This window comes from Thermococcus thermotolerans (assembly GCF_024707485.1).
Lineage (GTDB): Archaea > Methanobacteriota_B > Thermococci > Thermococcales > Thermococcaceae > Thermococcus > Thermococcus thermotolerans.
Genome location: NZ_CP102602.1, coordinates 1116067 through 1131834 on the forward strand (window position 1 = coordinate 1116067; position 15768 = coordinate 1131834).

Below are 15768 nucleotides of genomic sequence, written 5' to 3' on the forward strand. Positions count from 1 at the left end.
GATGAAGGTGCTCATCTACAACGCCGACGGCCTGACAATACCGGTGGAGGTTGAACTCGGCCTCCCCTTCAAATTCGTGTGCACCGAAGAGGAGTGCGGCAGGGAGGTAGTCATAGAGGGAGTCGTCAGGCTGGCCAGCGAGGAAGAGTTTACCGAGACCCTTGAGAGCACCATAGCCGAGAACTCGGACTTCAAAAAGATACGCGAAATAGCCGCCAGAATGCTTGTATTCGAGGGGAAAGTCAACGGAAAAGAAGTAAAGCTTCCGGTCGAGAGCTTTGATGACTTTGCCAAACGGTTTCTAGAGCAAGTTTTAGTCCTCCGTTAGCTTAAGCCGCAGGTCTTCCTTAACGACCTGCATTGCCACGCTCGTGTTCGTTTTTTCCACACCCTCCAGCGAGAGAAGCCACTTGACGAAGCGGTTCATATCGGCCCGGTCCCTGAACTTGGCCACCACAACTATGTCGAACTCCCCGGTGATGTCGTACACCATTACAACCCGGTCGTTGCGGGCTATTTCCCGTTCTATTTCAACTATCTTTCTGCCCTGGGCCTTAACCCCTATCACCGTGGTGAGACCAAAGCCAAGCTTCTCATAGTCAAGAATCGGTGCAAATCCCCGGATTACTCCCTCCTCCTCCAACCTCTTGATGCGGTTGTACACGGTCCCCACGGCGACCTTTAGCTCACGCGCTATCTCGCGATAGGATAGCCTGGCATTCTCCTGAAGCAGAGAAAGTATCTTAAGATCCAGTTCATCCACCATCCGCACCACCAGTCCTGTTACACCGTAAACTTTAAATACCCTTCCCTTGGAGGGAATAGCGGGCAGAGGACCGGTAGCCTAGCTAGGATAGGGCGGCGGCCTCCTAAGCCGCAGGTCCGGGGTTCAAATCCCCGCCGGTCCGCCATAGAAACTTTTGTCAGACAAAAGTTCCACAGACGTTGTGGCGTTCTACAACACCACCCATTTTGCAGGCATTAATTGACAGATATTTAAAGTTTCACAAGGACTACTGGATCTTTGCTGGCTGGCCCTCTCCAGCTAGGCGAGGCTTTCAGGAGAAAGAGTAAAGCGTTTTTCAAAAGAACTATTCAAAAGCTCCGGTTGAAAAACAACAAAAGAGGATATAAGAATTCACAGGAGGTGATGGATATGGTAGAGGACGCTCTCCTGCTGTACCTAGCGAGCATGCACAGGGAGAAGAAATCCGGAAAAAAGAAGGGCATTCGCACCATCTGATGCCTTTTCCTCCCGACAGGTCAACTGGTATATTCTCCGTCCCAAAGGACGTGGCCTGGAGAAGAGAAAAGTCAGGCCCCCCGTTCTCATTCCGAAATCTTTAAATATTCCCGGCACTTTTAGTTAATTTGGGTAAGAAAAAGTAGGGGGTGGGAGGATGGTGTACGTCGCGGTTCTGGCAAACGTTAACGGCAACCTCCCAGCCCTCGCAAAGGCCCTCGAAAAGATAGAGACCCTCAAAGACGAAGGTTATGATGTCGAGAAGTATTATATCATCGGGAACATCGTGGGTCTGTTCCCATACCCGAGGGAGATCCTGGATACCCTCGACGACCTCATAAGGAACAATAAGGTTAGCGTAATCCGCGGCGAGTTCGACCAGATTATAGCGGAGAGCGATCCTCACGCCGAGGGGCCCGACTACATCGACCGGGTGAACTACCCCAAGCACATCAAGCTGGCCCTGAAGTACACGTGGGAAAAGCTCGGCCACGAGGGCAGGGAGTTCATACGCGACCTGCCCGTTTATCTGGTCGACAGGATTGGAAAGAACGACATTTTTGGCGTCTACGGAAGTCCCCTAGACCCGTTCGGAGGAAAAGTCCTCCCAGAGCAACCGACTAGCTACTACGAGACAATAATGCGTCCCATGAAAGACTACGAGATACTCTTCGTGGCATCACCGAAGTATCCGGTCAACGCCATGACCCGCTACGGAAGGGTCATCTGTCCGGGAAGCATAGGATTCCCACCTGGAAGGGAGCACAAGGCCACGTTCGCCCTCGTGGATGTTGATACACTCCATACAAAGTTCATAGAGGTTGACTACGACAAGAAGCTCATAGAGGAGAGGATACGCAGGGAAGGCCTGCCCGAGGAGCTCGTCAGGATTCTCTACCACGGAAAGATTTGACCAGACTCATTCCCTCCACTATTTCCCTTCTATCGTAGGCAAGGAAAAGCAGAAATCCGGCAAGAAGGGCGTACTTTGACAGGAAGACTAAGGACTGGAGGAGCAGTGCTACGGCCAGTGGGGTGTATATTCTGGGGGATATATCGAGAAGAGCCCTTGCGTAGTGAGCAACGCCCATGAGTATGATGCCGTAGCCAAGCATCAAGCCCGCCATCACACCCATAGCTCCAAATGCAGGTATGAGGTAGAACCACGAAAGGAGAACCGCAAAGGCACCGAGGAGAGCCACAAGTGTCCCCCTCCTGACGTAGGCTGTTGAGTTCAGGGCAACTATGCTGGGGTTGTAAGCTATGTAGACCTCCATAGCCATAAGGGCCAGGTAGAAAGCGGAACCCACATCGAAGCCAAATATTGCTGAGAGAACCTCCCTGCCGAGCAACATGAGAATGAAGACTGCAACGCCGGTCACGAGTATCAAAATGGACGTGGTCTTCTCGGCGAGGAGTTTAACGTAGTCGCTCTCATTTCTCCCGTACTTGTAGGAAAAGAGGGGCATTATGGCCGACTGAAGTATCTGGGGGAGATACGTCATAAGAAAGGCCGCGGAGAGTATCGCCGACACTATCCCAGCAACCTCCGGGCCGGATAAATATTCACTCATAAAATATGGGCCCTGTATCAGGAAGACACCCGAGAGGGTACCCAAAAACGCAAAGGCCGAATACGAGATGAGGAGACCCATCTCGCTAGTTCTGGGCTTTCCAACGAAGTCAAACCTCACCAGATAAGCGGCAGAGAAAACCGCAATCAGCCCCAGGAAGAGCAGGTACGGCGCGAAGACGTTGGGAATTAAAAAGCCCACCAGGAAGCCCGCAAAGGCCAGTGTTATTATGTACGCGTAGTGCTCCCCCCGGTGGATGCCGTAAAGAAAGTTCCTGAGGGTCAGCTGAATTCCTCTGAGCGTTGCAAGGATTCCCAGGTAGAGATTTACAGGGATGAGGAGCAGTCCAATCAGCGGGAGGAGGAACGAGGGAAGGGTTATTGAGCGTATTGAATCAGTTTTGCCGGCCCCTAAGAATTCAGAGGCGTATTTGCCAAGGGCTATCGCAAAGAAGCTCAGAGGTATGGCGACAAAGAAGGCCTGCGAGATAAGAGAGTTCGCCATCCCCAGCTCCTCAAGGCCAAAGCGCCTGGCGACTATTGCGCTGTACAGAAACCTAGTTATTCCAGTGAGGCCCAAAGCGACCATCGATGCGAGCGAATGGCGTATAATGACCCGGCGCTCGTAGCTCATGGATGAAGAGGGAAAAGGAAAAATTTAACCTTTTTGGAAGCCCAGATAGAACCCCACGACAAACGCCCCAGTTCCAGGAAGTATCCCCAGAACTTTGTCGGACAGGCCGATTATCTCACTTGTCCATCCACTGGCAAGGTTGAACAGCCTGTCCTGGTTCACTGTTATGACACCCTTCTGCTGGAGCCAGAACAGACTCAGGACATAAGCCCCTATAAGGGCCAGTGCGAGCTTCATTAGTTTTTTCAGGGCATATCCTGTGACAAAACCCACAACGCCCCCAACCCCAATGTCACCCACCATTGCATTTACGTTGAACTCCATTTCAGTCACCTAATATCAGTCGTGCACTGGAGAATAAAACGTTTTTGCCAAAATGTTTAAATTACACGATTCCAAAATATTTCTAAAGCATAAAAGTAGGTGTGAAAGCCATGACGACCCCGATGGAGAGGCTCAAAAACAAGATAACAAAGGAAGTCCTGTGGCTCTACATCCTCCGGCTCCTAAAGGAGAGGCCAATGTACGCTTACGAGCTCAAGGAGAGGATAAAGGAAGCCTTCAACTTCGAGCCCGCAACAGTCAGTTCGTACGTCGTTCTCTACAAGCTGGAGAAGGAAGGATACGTTACCGCAGAATGGCAGGAGAGTGAGACGGGAAAACCGTCCAGGAAGTACTACAGACTCACCCCTGAGGGGGAGAAGCTCCTGGAGGAAGGCATAGCTTTTCTTGAGAATATGCTCTCAAAGCTCAGGGAGTGAATTTTCATAAGTTTTTCCAGAAGTTTTTTCAGTTCGACAACACAAGCACCTAGAAAAGTGCAAAAGGGAAACCTTTGAGGGCTAAAGCCCTCAGCGTCCCATTCCACCACGCGGCTCTCTCGCCTTCGGGCGGAGACCCTTGTAGCCGCACTTCCTGCACTTCTTGGCCTTCCACGGGTTGGTAGCGCCGCAGCGCATGCAGATGTACTTCCTAAAGATTCTGGCCTCAGCCTCTGGGAATCTCGCCATCGTGATCACCTCATGATCTTAATCCAACACACCTATCCCCACGGACTTTTAAAGCTTTGGTGCGGGGGACGGGATTCGAACCCGCGCAGCCCTGCGGCAGCGGATCTTAAGTCCGCCCCCTTTGGCCAGGCTCGGGCACCCCCGCGCGAGGGTGAGTAAAGCGAGGGGAATTAAAAGCTTTCCCCTCAGGTTCTGATGATCCTCATCTCAAAGTCTTCAACAGGAACCTTGAAGTCCTCCCTGCTCTCTATCTCCTTTCTGTTGTAGAGCATTTCCCTAGCGAGTATCCAGTAGATGAGCGCGAGGGCCTTCCTCCCCTTGTTGTTGGTAGGTATGGCGACATCGACGTAGCTGAGGAAGTTTTCGGTATCAACGAGGGCAACTATCGGAATTCCTATCTCGATGGCCTCCTTCATGGCCTGGTGGTCGGCCCTCGGGTCGGTGACTATGAGGACGTCGGGCTCCATAAAGTTCTTGACCTGCGGGTTGGTCATAGTTCCGGGCAGGAAGCGTCCCGGAATGGCCCTGGCACCGGTAACGTCACCGAACTTCTTGACCGGCTTCTGACCGTAGAGCCTGACGCTGACGGCGAGTATGTTGGCCGGATCAAACTTGGCAAGGAACTTACCGGCTATCCTGAGCCTCTCGTCGGTCTTCCTGACGTCGAGGACGTAAAGACCATCCTGCCTAACGCGGTATATGAACTTCTTCATGTCCTGGGTCTTCTGCTGGGTGCCTATATGGACACCGGCGGCAAGGTACTGGTCGAGTGGAACAAGGTATTCCTCCATCCTTCACACCTCCTCATCCTTCAAAGGTTATTATCCTACCCCTTTCACCCAAATCTTCGGCTATTCTTATCAGCTCGTTCAGCTTGGCGATGGAATCCGAACGGAGCACCATCGCCGGGCAGCGCAGACCCACCGCAAGGTGGGCCAGTGCCTCATCGGAGGACTCGTAGCGAGCCTCCGCGAGGATGGGGGTTATCCTCTCCGACTTCGCGTCGTTCACGAGGTTGTATAAGTCGGTGAGCGTGCCTAGGTTTATCGGCTTTATTGACAGGGCATTGTAGTAGCGCCTGTCCAGTATGTCCTTCTCGCGGAAGAGGTGCTCGCCGTCAACGAACACCTCGTGGGTGCCGGCTATCAGCTCAAGGAACAGCTCCTCGTCGCCGAGGGGCTTTATATAGGCCACGTTGTTGTCCTCAACTATAGAGAGCACTTCCTCGGTCTCCATCGGGATCTTCTGCACCAGTCCGAGAGCGACTTCGAGGCCGAGCTCGTCAGTGGACTTTTCGGTCGCCTTTGAAAAGGCCTCCACAGTGCTGGCTTCGGCATGCTCAAGGACTTTGTTGGCGGCGTCAACGACGTCGGTTATCTCCATGAGGTCACGGACCATTACGTAGTAGTCAAAGGCCTCACCACTCGCTATCTCAAAGATCGGCACCGGTAGCTCGGTCGTGAAGGTGCCCCCGATGTAGCTGTAGAGGGGCATCCTCTTGACGCTCGCCGCGGCTTTGGCGACCGCTATCGACACCGCCAGTGCTGTGTTGGCACCGATGTGGCTGAAGTCCTCGGTGCCGTCTATCTCCCAGAGGTAGCTGTCTATGAGCTCCTGCTCGCTGGCATCGAAGCCTATGAGCTCGGGCCCTATTATCTCGTCAACTTCACTCACAGCGCGGTGGGCCTCGGCTATGTACAGGCTAGGGTTCTCGTCTATGGGGGATGCAAAGCGACCGAAGCCCGAGCTCGTTATGACATCTACCTCAACTGAATACCTACCACCCTTGAGCACTGCGACCCTGCCGATTACGTTCTCTATCACGGTCATCTTTCATCAGCTCGGCCTGATTACGGTGAGGGGGATTATTCCCTTCTCAAACTCAAGCAGCGCGGCGTCGAGCGGCGTGATTCCTTCCGGGACGTCGATGAGGATAGGCGCACCCATCGCTATCTGGAGGGCCCTCGCTCCAATTATACGGGCCTTTTCAAATCTCGTGTACCTGAACATTCCAACCACCCGTGCAAATTTTGGTGGGGCCGCCGGGATTTGAACCCGGGTCTCCGGCACCCCAAGCCGGGAGGATAGACCAAGCTACCCCACGGCCCCCCAGAAATGTGGTTTTTCAGTATACCCTGTATACCATTACCTGATCTATGAGCTCGACGTGGCTCAGCAGGGTTCTCCTGCAGCAGTACCTCTCGATCCCGAGGTCGTCGAGGACCTTCTCGGGATCCTCGCCCTTCTCAATCCGGGCCTTGAATTCGTAGTATTTGTCTCCTATGACCTTTCCACACGTGAAGCACCTGACGGGAACTATCACCCGTATCACCTTCTTGAATATTAAAGGAAAGCGGTCAGCGGTAGGACTTCTGCCTCTTCGCCCTGGGACCCTTGGTTGAGCGGTTGGGCTTGTGCGGTTCGGTGCGCCTGCTGTCCCCGACGAGCATGGTTCTGTCGTACTTCATAAACTTTTCCTTGAGGTTCATGTCGTTGGTCCACTCGACTAGGGCCCTGGCTATGGCAACGCGCGCGGCCTCTGCCTGTCCCATGAAGCCCCCGCCCTCGACCTTGACATCGATGTCAACCTTGCTAACTATCTCCTCCCCGGCGAGGACAAGCGGTTCCATGATGGTGAAACGGGCTATCTCGGGTTCGATGATCTCAACTGGCTTGTGGTTGATCCTGACGCGACCCTTTCCTTCCCGGATGGTGGCCCTCGCGATGGCCGTCTTCCTCTTACCAGCAGTCTGGATGACCTTCATTTTCTCTCACCTCAGAACTTTCCACCGAGGAACTTGGCAACCTCGCCAACGGTAACGTACTTCGGAGTTGCAAGCCTCGACATGTGGGCCTCTATTATGGTCTCAAGCTCCCTGCCCTCGAACTCCTTCGGAACACCAACGTAGACCTTGAGCCTCTTGAAGGCCTTCCTTCCGCGGTCTGTCTTCCATGGAAGCATTCCCCTGACGGTTCTCCTGACGATCTCGTCGCTCCTCTTCGGGTAGAACGGACCCCTCCTCGGGTTGGTTCTGGTCCTCAGCTCGGTTCTCTGCTTGTACTTGGCAAAGATGTCCTCGCGGTTTCCGGTGATGATGGCCTTGTCGGCGTTGACTATGATGACTTCCTCACCCTCAAGGAGCATCTTGGCGACCTTCGAGGCGAGCCTTCCGAGTATGAGTCCTTCAGCGTTAATTATCCTCATGGCCCATCACTCCATTATGATTACTCCACTACCCTTCGGGTTCCTCTCGATGAGCTCCTCAATCGTGAGGACCTCTCCACCAGCCTCGATTATTTTCTTCTTAGCAGTCTCGCTGAACTTCCATGCAGCAACGGTCACCTTGTGCTCAAGCTTTCCAGCGCCGAGGACGCTTCCCGGGACTATGATTGTGTCGCCCTCCTTGGTGTAGCGGTTGATCCTGCTGACGTTCACTTCAGCCCTCTGTCTCCTGGGCCTCTCAAGGCGCCAGGCTACGTCCTTCCATATCTTAACTCCTTCCTCGTTCGACTTTTTTCTGAGGTAGCGGATGAGCCTCCTCAGATTGATGTCAGTGGGTCCGGTTCTCTTAACCATGAACATACCTCCTTAACGCTCTCTCGCAGGTGGGAAACCGACAGGTCCAACGGGGTGAGCGTAAATACTGGTGCGGGGGCGGGGATTTGAACCCCGGAACCCCTACGGGACGGGACCCTGAATCCCGCGCCTTTGGCCAGGCTCGGCAACCCCCGCGTCAGTCGGACGCTAATTTATGGAGTTCGCTTATAAATCTATCGCTCTTCCTCATGAGGATTTTTAGGGCTATGGCCACGATTTCCTCAACGGGGAGTTCTCCGTTGGTCTCGACGGTAAACACAAACGTTCCCGGAACTACCTCCTCCCTTATCGTATCACCCTGATAGGCCTCAAACTTCCTCGGGAGGTAGAAGGCTTTTGTGGTAGTGATGATGAGCTCCTCCTCAGTCTCATTAACCGGAAGACCGCGCCTCTCGGCAAGCTTTTTGAGCTCTTCCCAATCCGGGACTTCTTTGCTCACGTGTATCTTTGTCAGGTACTTATAGTAGACGAAGCCGGGCTGCCACTTGGCGTGATCCTTTCCACGCCCAAGCCTCGCGTAGGCGTTGAGGGTGAGCCTCTGTCCCTCCGCCAGTTTGACTATCGGGATGTCCGGGTTAGCGGGTTTTATCCCTTCGTCATCGCTCTTGAGGTCACCCGAGTAAACCATACCCGGCCCCTCAGCCTCAAGGGAGAGCGTGACTGTGTAGTCGTCGAGCTCAAGGGCATCCAGCGAGAACCTCTCAACGGGGGTGGTAAGCGGAATCATCGCCAGCCTGTGGGCAATTATCTCGTCAAAAAGTGCCGAATCGTTCTCAAAGAACTCGACCTCGTCAACGGCAAAGGTGGGAACCTCAGCCAGGATAGTTCTCCTCAGGGCATTGGCAAAGGGAACGTCGACTCCCTCGATGATGAACCTAATCGAGTCCTCCCTTTTCTCAAGAATCTGAAACTTTGGCTCCATTGGCATCACCAAAAAAGAAGTTGTTGGGGTCAGACGCGCCTGCCCCTTCTTCCGCCTTTCGGCCTGGTGCCGTCGTGCGGAATCGGGGTGACGTCCTCAACCCTCCCTATCCTGAGGCCGGCCCTGGCGAGGGCACGGATGGCGGCCTGTGCACCCGGCCCGGGGCTCTTGCTCTTGCTTCCTCCAGGAGCGCGGACCTTGATGTGAACGCCGACAAAGCCCTTCTCCATGGCCTCTTCGGCGGCCCTCCTGGCGGCAATCATGGCCGCGTATGGTGATGGCTCGTCCCTGTCGGCCTTGACGACCATACCACCGCTCCACCTGCTGACGGTCTCGGCCCCGGTGAGGTCGGTGATGTGGATAATGGTGTTGTTGTAGGAGGAGTATATGTGGGCAACTCCCCACTTCTCCTTCTTCTTAAGGTTAACCTGCTGGGTCTGTTCCTCGCTCATGCCTCACCACCCTGCTTGGCCTGTTCAATAACCATCCTCTCGGGGTGGCTCTCCTTGGCGAAAGGAGAGGTCTTCGAGTAGGTTATGGCGTCTTCCTCCTCCCTGAGAACGAGGTATCCCGGGGAGCGGATAATCTGTCCGTTAACCTCGATGTGGCCGTGGACAATGAGCTGCCTGGCCTGCCTGATGGTCCTGGCGAGTCCCTTCTTGTAGACTATCGTCTGAAGACGCCTGTCAAGGACGTCTTCAACGGTGAGTGAGAGAACATCATCTAGGACGGCATCGGCCGGAAGGAGGCCCAGCCTGTTGAGCCTCTGGAGGAGCTGAACCCTCTCGACCTCGGCCTGCTTACCCCTCGCCGCAAGGAGGCGCCTGGCCCTACGCCTGAACTCCTTGAGCTGGGTCTCGTGGCGCCAGAGCTCCTTCTTGTTCTTGAGGGCGTACTTCTTCATGAGGACTCTCTCGCGGTCGAGCCTCTCCTTAATCCAGGGGTGAGAGGGAGTTTCGTACTTCTTCCTCTGCCTCTTAGGGTCTCCCATCTAAACCACCTCACTTCTTCTTTCTTCTCACGCCAACGGTGGTACCGTGCCTGAAGTTCGACCTGGTCCTCTGTCCCCTGAGCGGCAGTCCGAGCTCGTGCCTTATGCCACGGTAAGCCCTGATGCGCCTGAGCCTGTTGACGTCCTCACGCCAGGCCATGACGAGCTTGGCGGTGATAAGGTGCATGTCCTTGCCGGTCTCGTAGTCCTTCGGCCTGTTGACCGCCCAAGCTGGTATGCCGTGGGCTATCGGGTCTTCGAGCACTTTCTCAATCTTCTTGACCTGCTCGTCGGTCAGGTAACCGGTCTTCATGTATGGATCGATCCCTGCAACCCTGAGCATCATGGTCGCGAAGTTTATACCTATGCCTCTAATGCCCGTGAGGGCCCATCTAAGTTGCTTATTTCCGTCCAGATCAACTCCCGCTACACGGACGATGTGTCTGAAGTTGTCCGTCATTACGAATACACCTCCATCTCAATCCTTCATAGAGGATTTTGGCGCCGGGACGGGGATTTGAACCCCGGTGTCCATACGGACACGGGCTCTCAAGGCCCGCGCCATCCCAGGCTAGGCGATCCCGGCATACACGCGGTAGCCGCTCCCCTTCGCCAGCTCTCTCACTTCGGTGAAGTGGTCATCCATTAAAGCCTTAATATACTTTGCCCCCTGCTTCGTCTTAATCACCAGTTGCAGGAGGCCTCCATCGTTGAGATGCCGGGGAGCGTTTATAACTATTTCCCTCAGCACTTCCTTCCCCGCGTGCACCGGGGGGTTAGTGATGATTGCGTCGAACTTCTCGCCCCTAACGGGTTCGTAGAGGCTTCCCCATCTCACCTCGGCGTTTCTAACGCCGTTGATTTTTAAATTTTTCCTCGCTATGCTGACAGCCCTTCTGTTCACGTCGGTCATGACAACGTAGTCCACGAAGCGCGAGGCGACGATTCCTATAGCACCGTAGCCGCAGCCCAAATCCAAGACGCGCCAGCCATCATCAAGTACCATGCTCTCTATCAACAGTTCAGTTCCTCTGTCGAGCTTCCCGAAGGAGAAGACACCGCTGGCGGTGATGAACTTGAAACACTGACCTCTAACGCAGACCTCTATGGTCTTCGTCTTCAGCGGGACGTTCGGCTCCTCGGAGTAGTAGTGGCTCATGGTCGGGGGTAAGAAAAGGGGTTTATAAATATAAGTCATGCCCGGGAGTTTCAGAGAGTTATGCCTTTGAACTTCGCCTAAACCCCACAAAAACCGTCACTATAACCACCACAAGCCATACCCATCCAGCCGCACCCAAATAAGCTGACGGAATGCTTCCGTTGCGGGTTCTCCAGACGAGGAAGCCCACGAGCACCATGAAGATTGCCATCTCCAGCTGGATTACCCACGAAACCCTGCCACGACCCGCGAATGAGTCCCTAAAGGCAAAAAGTAGGAAGAGGTAAATAAGCCCACCAATTATCGCCGTGTATGCACCGTACTCCAGCCAAACCATGTTCATTCCCTCACCATAATGTTCCACATTTAACCTTGATAAACCCTAGCGTATAGATGCATACTTGCATTGATGGACAATATCCATAGCATCCTGCAAGTGCCCCCCATGACCCAAATGCTCCAGCCGCAATACAGGCCAAGCACCCAGTTCCTGTTAAACAAGCTGCGGTGCACCCAATGACTATTCCATATAATACGCCACAGCAGGCTCCAACTATAACCCATGACGGAGCTTCTGGTTGGGTACATATGAACTTTATAGAGATGAGAGGATTCAAAGGGAATTCACACGCAGTCAATGAGTCCATACTAACGGTTACCTCAATCGTCCGGTATTGGTTATATTCTGCTGGAAGTTTTAGCTTTAGTCTCTTGCACACTTCCAAACTGAAGACTCAACAGCATGGCGAGCAACAACACGGCGCCAGCCTTCTTGATCCAACCCTTCACAGGGAACACCCCACAAGGTTATCACAATATGTAACGTTAAACTCCTTAAAAGCTTTTCCAATTACAAGTTTAAATTAGTTCCGTTTTTTTTTTCGTAGGATTTTCAATTTCCAACCATATCAAAACGACGAGAATGAAACGAAAGAAGCCAGAGTAAAAGAATGAACAAAAGAATACAAATGATGTTACTTGCACGCCAAAGTCTTGAGGGTGTTGGGGCGTTAGCCCCCCAGAGGTTTAGAGAAAAAGCGGGTTGTGGGGCGAAGTCCCACGCCGGGGGTTTGAGAGTACAGAGCAAGCTTTAGGAAAGCTTGACCAAAAGATAGTGATTCCTTTTTTAAGGTCCAATTTGGAGAACGTTTGCACCCTCACCCACAAGCTCTTTAAACGAGAATTCACCCCCATAACTTCCGAACAATGGTTTAACCCAAAAGCGCTCCGAAGGAGTGCGGAGAAAAGTAAACCCCGCAAATATCCCCCACTTAAGTAGAATTCTAAATCCGAGAAACAAATCTCAAAAGGCAAACACACACACAGAGGAGAAACCAATGAGAGAGTCACAAACTTTGATGAAACTTCGCGTACAGCCTTTAGAAAAGGCTGGCGAAAAAACACCTTCCCATTCCAAGAAGCAGAAAATCAGTTGTGCACTGATTGAATAATCCTAGGTAGGGGTTTAACGTCAATGGAAACCTTAAAGCGGTTCCAACTCATTATTGACGTCCTTCGGACGCAGTTTTAAAAGTGGAACATTCGCCAAAAAGTAAAGTTGAAAACAAACCCACTAAAAACTGAAAATCAAAAAAGCACCCAACTTCCGCCGGGACTTGCGTCAGCAAGGGCCGCTACCAGAGTTTGGGATACCAGTCCCTCGGCATGAAGACCTTGTCCACGTCTACCGCTATTCCCTTGCTCCTCTGGAGCATCTCACCGCTCGTCATGGTGGCCTTACCGAGTGCCACCAGCTCGTCCTTGAGGGTCATGACGGCAACGAGATCACCTTTTTTGATGCCTTTATGGAGCTTGACTATCCCCGGAACTGCCAAATCTGCGCCGTGAGTTACCGCCGCAACGGCTGAATCTCTAATCCACACCTTCGGCAGGTGTTCAACGGCCTTCTCCATCGGCTGTATCGCCTTCCTGAAGTACTCCTCGATACCGTCCTCCTTCCAGAAGTGGTAGTAGTCCACCAAGTCGTGGAGCGTCACGAGGGTTTCGTCCTCCTTGAACGGCCCACTCCTCGTTCTCCTCAGCTCGGCCATATGGGCACCGACTCCAAGGGCCAGGCCGATGTGGTGGATGAGCGACCTGATATAGGTTCCGGCCTCAACCCCAACGCGGAAGAGCACGTTCTTGCCGTCTATCTCCAGAATCTCGATGTAGTAGACCTTTCTCGTCCTCAGCCTTCTCTTGACCGCGCTTCTGAGTGGAGGCCTCTGGATTATCTCACCCTCAAATTCCTTCATAACCGCGCGGATTTTGTCCTCTGGAACGTCGCCGTGGAGATGCATTAAAGCAACGTACTCCTTTCCGGCTGGTAGGAGAGCCTGAACGACCCTCGTTGCCCTCTCAAGGGCAACCGGCAAAACGCCGCTGACCTTGGGGTCGAGGGTTCCGCCGTGGCCGGCCTTGTTGAGGTCGAAGAGCCTCTTGATCCAGGCAACGACCTCATGACTCGTAGGGCCAGGGGGCTTGTCGAGGTTTATTATCCCGAACTGCATGTGCATCTCCATCGGTCTCTTCCCCGGTGGAAAGCCCCACTTTGGATTCGTCTCGGCCTTCTCGTCCTTAACCAGGACATCTCGCTTTATGTCAGCCGGAAGGATTCTCCTCACTTCGTCCCTCGCCATGAGCATCACCCGATGAGCGTTATCGCCCTAAGTTCGGGATAGCGCCTTATAAACCTGAGCTTAGTATTTAAACCGATAGGTAAAGACCGGCCAGTTGGGGAGATATTTGACGAGTTTCAGGTAGCCCGGCACAAAGACCTCTCTCTTGCCCTTTTCGAGCCCCTTGAACACCGCCCGTGCAACCTCTTCCGGCTCTATCGAGCCCTTCGGAACCTTTCCGTTCCAGAATCCGGTCTTGACCTGCTTGGGATACACCCTCATAACACGGATCCCCCTGTCCAGGAGCTCCTTTTCGAGGTTCACTGCCAAGTAGTGGAGTGCACCCTTAGAGGCACAGTAGGAGGGAATCTCCGGTACGTTGATAAAAGCAACGCCACTGATTATGAACACCACAGTCGAACCCTTCTGAAGCATCGGGAGAACCGCATTTGTAAGTTCCACCGGGGCGAGTGCGTTCACCCGGAACAGGTTCTCCAGCTCCTCGCCCGAGTGCTCAAGGAGAGGCTTTCTCACCGCAAGGCCGGCATTGTTTATGAGAAGGTCAATCTTTTGCACACCGAGACTCTCAAGCCCCCTCAGAATTGTGCCTGGGAATTCTTCTTTACTCAAATCGGCGATTATGTATTCAAAGGCAGAGAGTCTCTCCTGAAGTTCACGGAGTTTTTCCTCGTTCCTGGCCACTCCAATAACACGATAGTCCCTCTCAATGAGGCCCTCAACGAGAAGCCTCCCGATGCCCCCGGTCGCACCCGTCACCAGCGCGGTTCTCATGAAATCCACCAGAAGAATTTTGGGAACCAGAACTTAAAAGCGTTGAGAAGTGAAGGGAGGCCAAAAGGCCTCGGTCTCACTCAAGGCTGATTCCAGCCTGCTCAAGGGCGGCCTTGACGGCCTCGTCGTCGGCGCCGCGCTCGATGTTGACCCTCTCCGGAAGGGGCTCAAGGTGCTTGACGTTCATCCTCCTGCGCTTTACCTTGTTGAGGCCAGCGCCTGTAACGAGGACGAAGTTCCTGTCGATGATGTCAACGACGACGACCTTCTGGCCGGCCCTCCTTCCGGCTATTATAACGGCAAGCCTTCCGACCTCAATAGCTGGCATTCATCCCACCTCCTCATTTTTTGTTGCCCGGGTTTGCACCCGACCCCGCGTCACCGTCGGGGTATAGGTGGTCGATGGCGGCCTTCACAATCGCGAAGACGCCATCGGGATCCCAATGGGCAGTGTTTATGATTAGATCATAAATCGACTTGTCGTCGATGTCAATCCCGTAGAGGTTTAAATACCTTTTCCTGTTCCCCTTCTCACGCTCGGCAATCTGTACGAAGGCCTCCTCAACGGAGATGCCCTCCCTGCGGGCAACCCGCCTGGCACGCTCCATTATCGGAGCGTCGAGCCATATCTTCAGGTCAGCGTCCTTAACCATCCATCCAGCGAGGCGGCCCTCTATAACGACGTTGCACTCCTTGGCTGCCTCGACCTGCCTCCTGTCGACTTCGCGGTCGATTTCAGGGTGAAGCTCGGCGTACTCCTGAAACTCCTGGAGGCTCATCCCCATTTCCTCAGCCATCTGCCGGAAGATGAGCCCGGCGTAGATGTGCTTGAAGCCGTAGTGTCTGGCAAGGTTCCTGCAAAGTGTGGTGGTTCCTGAACCCGCTAAACCACTGACTGTTATTACGAGGCAGCCCTTGGGCATGATAGCACCTCAGACAAAGGTGGCCCTGACCTGAGCCTTTATGACCTTCCTCATGCAGCTAGGGCAGAGATTCGGGTAGGGCCTCTCCGGCCTCTTCTTGGTCTTGGGGAGCTTTCTGAGCTCGCTCGGCCTTCCGCGTGGAACGCCGTTGAGGGGCCTTCCGCACATAGCGCAGTGGGCGACTTTGGGCTTCTTTCTTTCGAAGTGTATGACCGTCCTTCCGCCAGGAGTCCTAACGTACTTCCTCCTCCATGACCTTGACCTGTACATCGGCTTCATTTCTCTCACCTCGCAACCCCTAATTT

Annotated in this window: 25 protein-coding genes and 5 tRNA genes; 4 read left to right on the forward strand and 26 right to left on the reverse strand. The window is 53.7% G+C overall.

From position 1 onward, the window contains the following. Window position 1: 1 nt before the first annotated feature. Entirely contained in the window at window positions 2-328 is a 327-nt protein-coding gene (locus NUS69_RS06330; RefSeq protein ID WP_258083050.1) for a hypothetical protein, read from the forward strand. Here NUS69_RS06330 and NUS69_RS06335 read toward each other — a convergent pair. Beyond that, window positions 314-766 carry an Lrp/AsnC family transcriptional regulator gene (locus NUS69_RS06335; protein ID WP_258085000.1) on the reverse strand — a complete coding sequence of 151 codons (453 nt, stop codon included), beginning with the start codon at window positions 764-766 and terminating at the stop codon, window positions 314-316. The genes NUS69_RS06330 and NUS69_RS06335 overlap by 15 nt on opposite strands. A 67-nt stretch (window positions 767-833) precedes the next feature. On the opposite strand from NUS69_RS06335, the gene NUS69_RS06340 reads away from it, so the two are divergent. Beyond that, a tRNA-Arg gene (locus tag NUS69_RS06340) sits at window positions 834-911 on the forward strand. A 489-nt stretch (window positions 912-1400) separates the two neighbouring features. Then, complete coding sequence (locus tag NUS69_RS06345; RefSeq protein WP_258083051.1) at window positions 1401-2156, forward strand: metallophosphoesterase family protein; 756 nt, start codon at window positions 1401-1403, stop codon at window positions 2154-2156. On the opposite strand, the gene NUS69_RS06350 is transcribed toward NUS69_RS06345, so the two are convergent. Both NUS69_RS06350 and NUS69_RS06355 read right to left on the reverse strand, forming a co-directional pair. Continuing rightward, window positions 2128-3450 carry a lipopolysaccharide biosynthesis protein gene (locus NUS69_RS06350; RefSeq protein WP_258083052.1) on the reverse strand — a complete coding sequence of 441 codons (1323 nt, stop codon included), beginning with the start codon at window positions 3448-3450 and terminating at the stop codon, window positions 2128-2130. The two genes, NUS69_RS06345 and NUS69_RS06350, sit on opposite strands and share 29 nt — an antisense overlap. Window positions 3451-3474: 24 nt before the next feature. Next, window positions 3475-3774, reverse strand: coding sequence for an FUN14 domain-containing protein (locus NUS69_RS06355; protein WP_055430124.1), 300 nt, complete (start codon window positions 3772-3774; stop codon window positions 3475-3477). A 110-nt stretch (window positions 3775-3884) separates the two neighbouring features. Here NUS69_RS06355 and NUS69_RS06360 point away from each other — a divergent pair, with 110 nt between their 5' ends. Beyond that, window positions 3885-4211 carry a PadR family transcriptional regulator gene (locus NUS69_RS06360; RefSeq protein WP_055430125.1) on the forward strand — a complete coding sequence of 109 codons (327 nt, stop codon included), beginning with the start codon at window positions 3885-3887 and terminating at the stop codon, window positions 4209-4211. Between the two features lie 90 nt (window positions 4212-4301). Here NUS69_RS06360 and NUS69_RS06365 read toward each other — a convergent pair whose 3' ends face one another. From NUS69_RS06365 to NUS69_RS06475, 23 genes are all read right to left on the reverse strand, one after another. Continuing rightward, window positions 4302-4460 carry a 50S ribosomal protein L40e gene (locus NUS69_RS06365; RefSeq protein ID WP_012571071.1) on the reverse strand — a complete coding sequence of 53 codons (159 nt, stop codon included), beginning with the start codon at window positions 4458-4460 and terminating at the stop codon, window positions 4302-4304. A 57-nt stretch (window positions 4461-4517) separates the two neighbouring features. Then, window positions 4518-4605, reverse strand: a tRNA-Leu gene (locus NUS69_RS06370). A 40-nt stretch (window positions 4606-4645) separates the two neighbouring features. Beyond that, window positions 4646-5251, reverse strand: a complete 606-nt coding sequence (gene rpsB, locus NUS69_RS06375) for a 30S ribosomal protein S2 (RefSeq protein ID WP_258083053.1) — start codon at window positions 5249-5251, stop codon at window positions 4646-4648. 13 nt (window positions 5252-5264) lie between these two features. Further along, the gene (locus NUS69_RS06380; RefSeq protein WP_258083054.1) at window positions 5265-6290 is read right to left on the reverse strand and encodes a hypothetical protein; all 1026 of its coding nucleotides are present in this window, start codon (window positions 6288-6290) and stop codon (window positions 5265-5267) included. A gap of 6 nt (window positions 6291-6296) precedes the next feature. After that, entirely contained in the window at window positions 6297-6470 is a 174-nt protein-coding gene (locus NUS69_RS06385) for a DNA-directed RNA polymerase subunit K (RefSeq protein ID WP_055430129.1), read from the reverse strand. A 21-nt stretch (window positions 6471-6491) separates the two neighbouring features. Then, window positions 6492-6569: transfer RNA gene (locus tag NUS69_RS06390), tRNA-Pro, on the reverse strand. Window positions 6570-6585: 16 nt separating this feature from the next. Then, entirely contained in the window at window positions 6586-6783 is a 198-nt protein-coding gene (locus NUS69_RS06395; protein WP_258083055.1) for a DNA-directed RNA polymerase subunit N, read from the reverse strand. Window positions 6784-6817: 34 nt separating this feature from the next. After that, on the reverse strand, window positions 6818-7225 hold the full coding sequence (locus NUS69_RS06400) for a 30S ribosomal protein S9 (protein WP_055430131.1): 408 nt from the start codon (window positions 7223-7225) through the stop codon (window positions 6818-6820). Between the two features lie 11 nt (window positions 7226-7236). Then, a complete protein-coding gene (gene rplM, locus NUS69_RS06405; RefSeq protein ID WP_055430132.1) occupies window positions 7237-7665 on the reverse strand; it encodes a 50S ribosomal protein L13 in 429 nt (142 codons plus the stop codon). 6 nt (window positions 7666-7671) lie between these two features. Next, window positions 7672-8037 (reverse strand): 50S ribosomal protein L18e, encoded by a 366-nt coding sequence (locus tag NUS69_RS06410; protein WP_258083056.1) that lies wholly within the window; start codon window positions 8035-8037, stop codon window positions 7672-7674. Between the two features lie 68 nt (window positions 8038-8105). Next, a tRNA-Leu gene (locus NUS69_RS06415) sits at window positions 8106-8193 on the reverse strand. A gap of 1 nt (window position 8194) precedes the next feature. Continuing rightward, entirely contained in the window at window positions 8195-8980 is a 786-nt protein-coding gene (locus NUS69_RS06420; RefSeq protein WP_258085001.1) for a DNA-directed RNA polymerase subunit D, read from the reverse strand. 29 nt (window positions 8981-9009) lie between these two features. Beyond that, complete coding sequence (locus NUS69_RS06425) at window positions 9010-9432, reverse strand: 30S ribosomal protein S11 (RefSeq protein ID WP_258083057.1); 423 nt, start codon at window positions 9430-9432, stop codon at window positions 9010-9012. Next, window positions 9429-9971, reverse strand: coding sequence for a 30S ribosomal protein S4 (locus NUS69_RS06430; RefSeq protein WP_167894584.1), 543 nt, complete (start codon window positions 9969-9971; stop codon window positions 9429-9431). The genes NUS69_RS06425 and NUS69_RS06430 overlap by 4 nt, the downstream gene beginning before the upstream one ends. A 10-nt stretch (window positions 9972-9981) precedes the next feature. Beyond that, window positions 9982-10431: a 30S ribosomal protein S13 gene (locus NUS69_RS06435; protein WP_258083058.1), complete on the reverse strand. Its 450-nt coding sequence runs from the start codon at window positions 10429-10431 to the stop codon at window positions 9982-9984. 39 nt (window positions 10432-10470) lie between these two features. Further along, window positions 10471-10557, reverse strand: a tRNA-Ser gene (locus NUS69_RS06440). Next, window positions 10543-11130, reverse strand: a complete 588-nt coding sequence (locus tag NUS69_RS06445; RefSeq protein WP_258083059.1) for a class I SAM-dependent methyltransferase — start codon at window positions 11128-11130, stop codon at window positions 10543-10545. The genes NUS69_RS06440 and NUS69_RS06445 overlap by 15 nt, the downstream gene beginning before the upstream one ends. Before the next feature lie 58 nt (window positions 11131-11188). Next, window positions 11189-11473, reverse strand: coding sequence for a hypothetical protein (locus NUS69_RS06450; RefSeq protein WP_258083060.1), 285 nt, complete (start codon window positions 11471-11473; stop codon window positions 11189-11191). Between the two features lie 1291 nt (window positions 11474-12764). Next, window positions 12765-13769, reverse strand: a complete 1005-nt coding sequence (locus NUS69_RS06455; RefSeq protein ID WP_258085002.1) for an RNA-guided pseudouridylation complex pseudouridine synthase subunit Cbf5 — start codon at window positions 13767-13769, stop codon at window positions 12765-12767. Window positions 13770-13829: 60 nt separating this feature from the next. Then, window positions 13830-14540, reverse strand: a complete 711-nt coding sequence (locus NUS69_RS06460) for an SDR family NAD(P)-dependent oxidoreductase (protein ID WP_258085003.1) — start codon at window positions 14538-14540, stop codon at window positions 13830-13832. Window positions 14541-14616: 76 nt separating this feature from the next. Beyond that, entirely contained in the window at window positions 14617-14868 is a 252-nt protein-coding gene (locus NUS69_RS06465) for a 50S ribosomal protein L14e (protein ID WP_258083061.1), read from the reverse strand. Between the two features lie 13 nt (window positions 14869-14881). Beyond that, complete coding sequence (gene cmk, locus NUS69_RS06470; protein ID WP_055429671.1) at window positions 14882-15463, reverse strand: (d)CMP kinase; 582 nt, start codon at window positions 15461-15463, stop codon at window positions 14882-14884. A 9-nt stretch (window positions 15464-15472) separates the two neighbouring features. Beyond that, window positions 15473-15742 (reverse strand): 50S ribosomal protein L34e, encoded by a 270-nt coding sequence (locus NUS69_RS06475; protein ID WP_258083062.1) that lies wholly within the window; start codon window positions 15740-15742, stop codon window positions 15473-15475. Window positions 15743-15768: the final 26 nt, after the last annotated feature.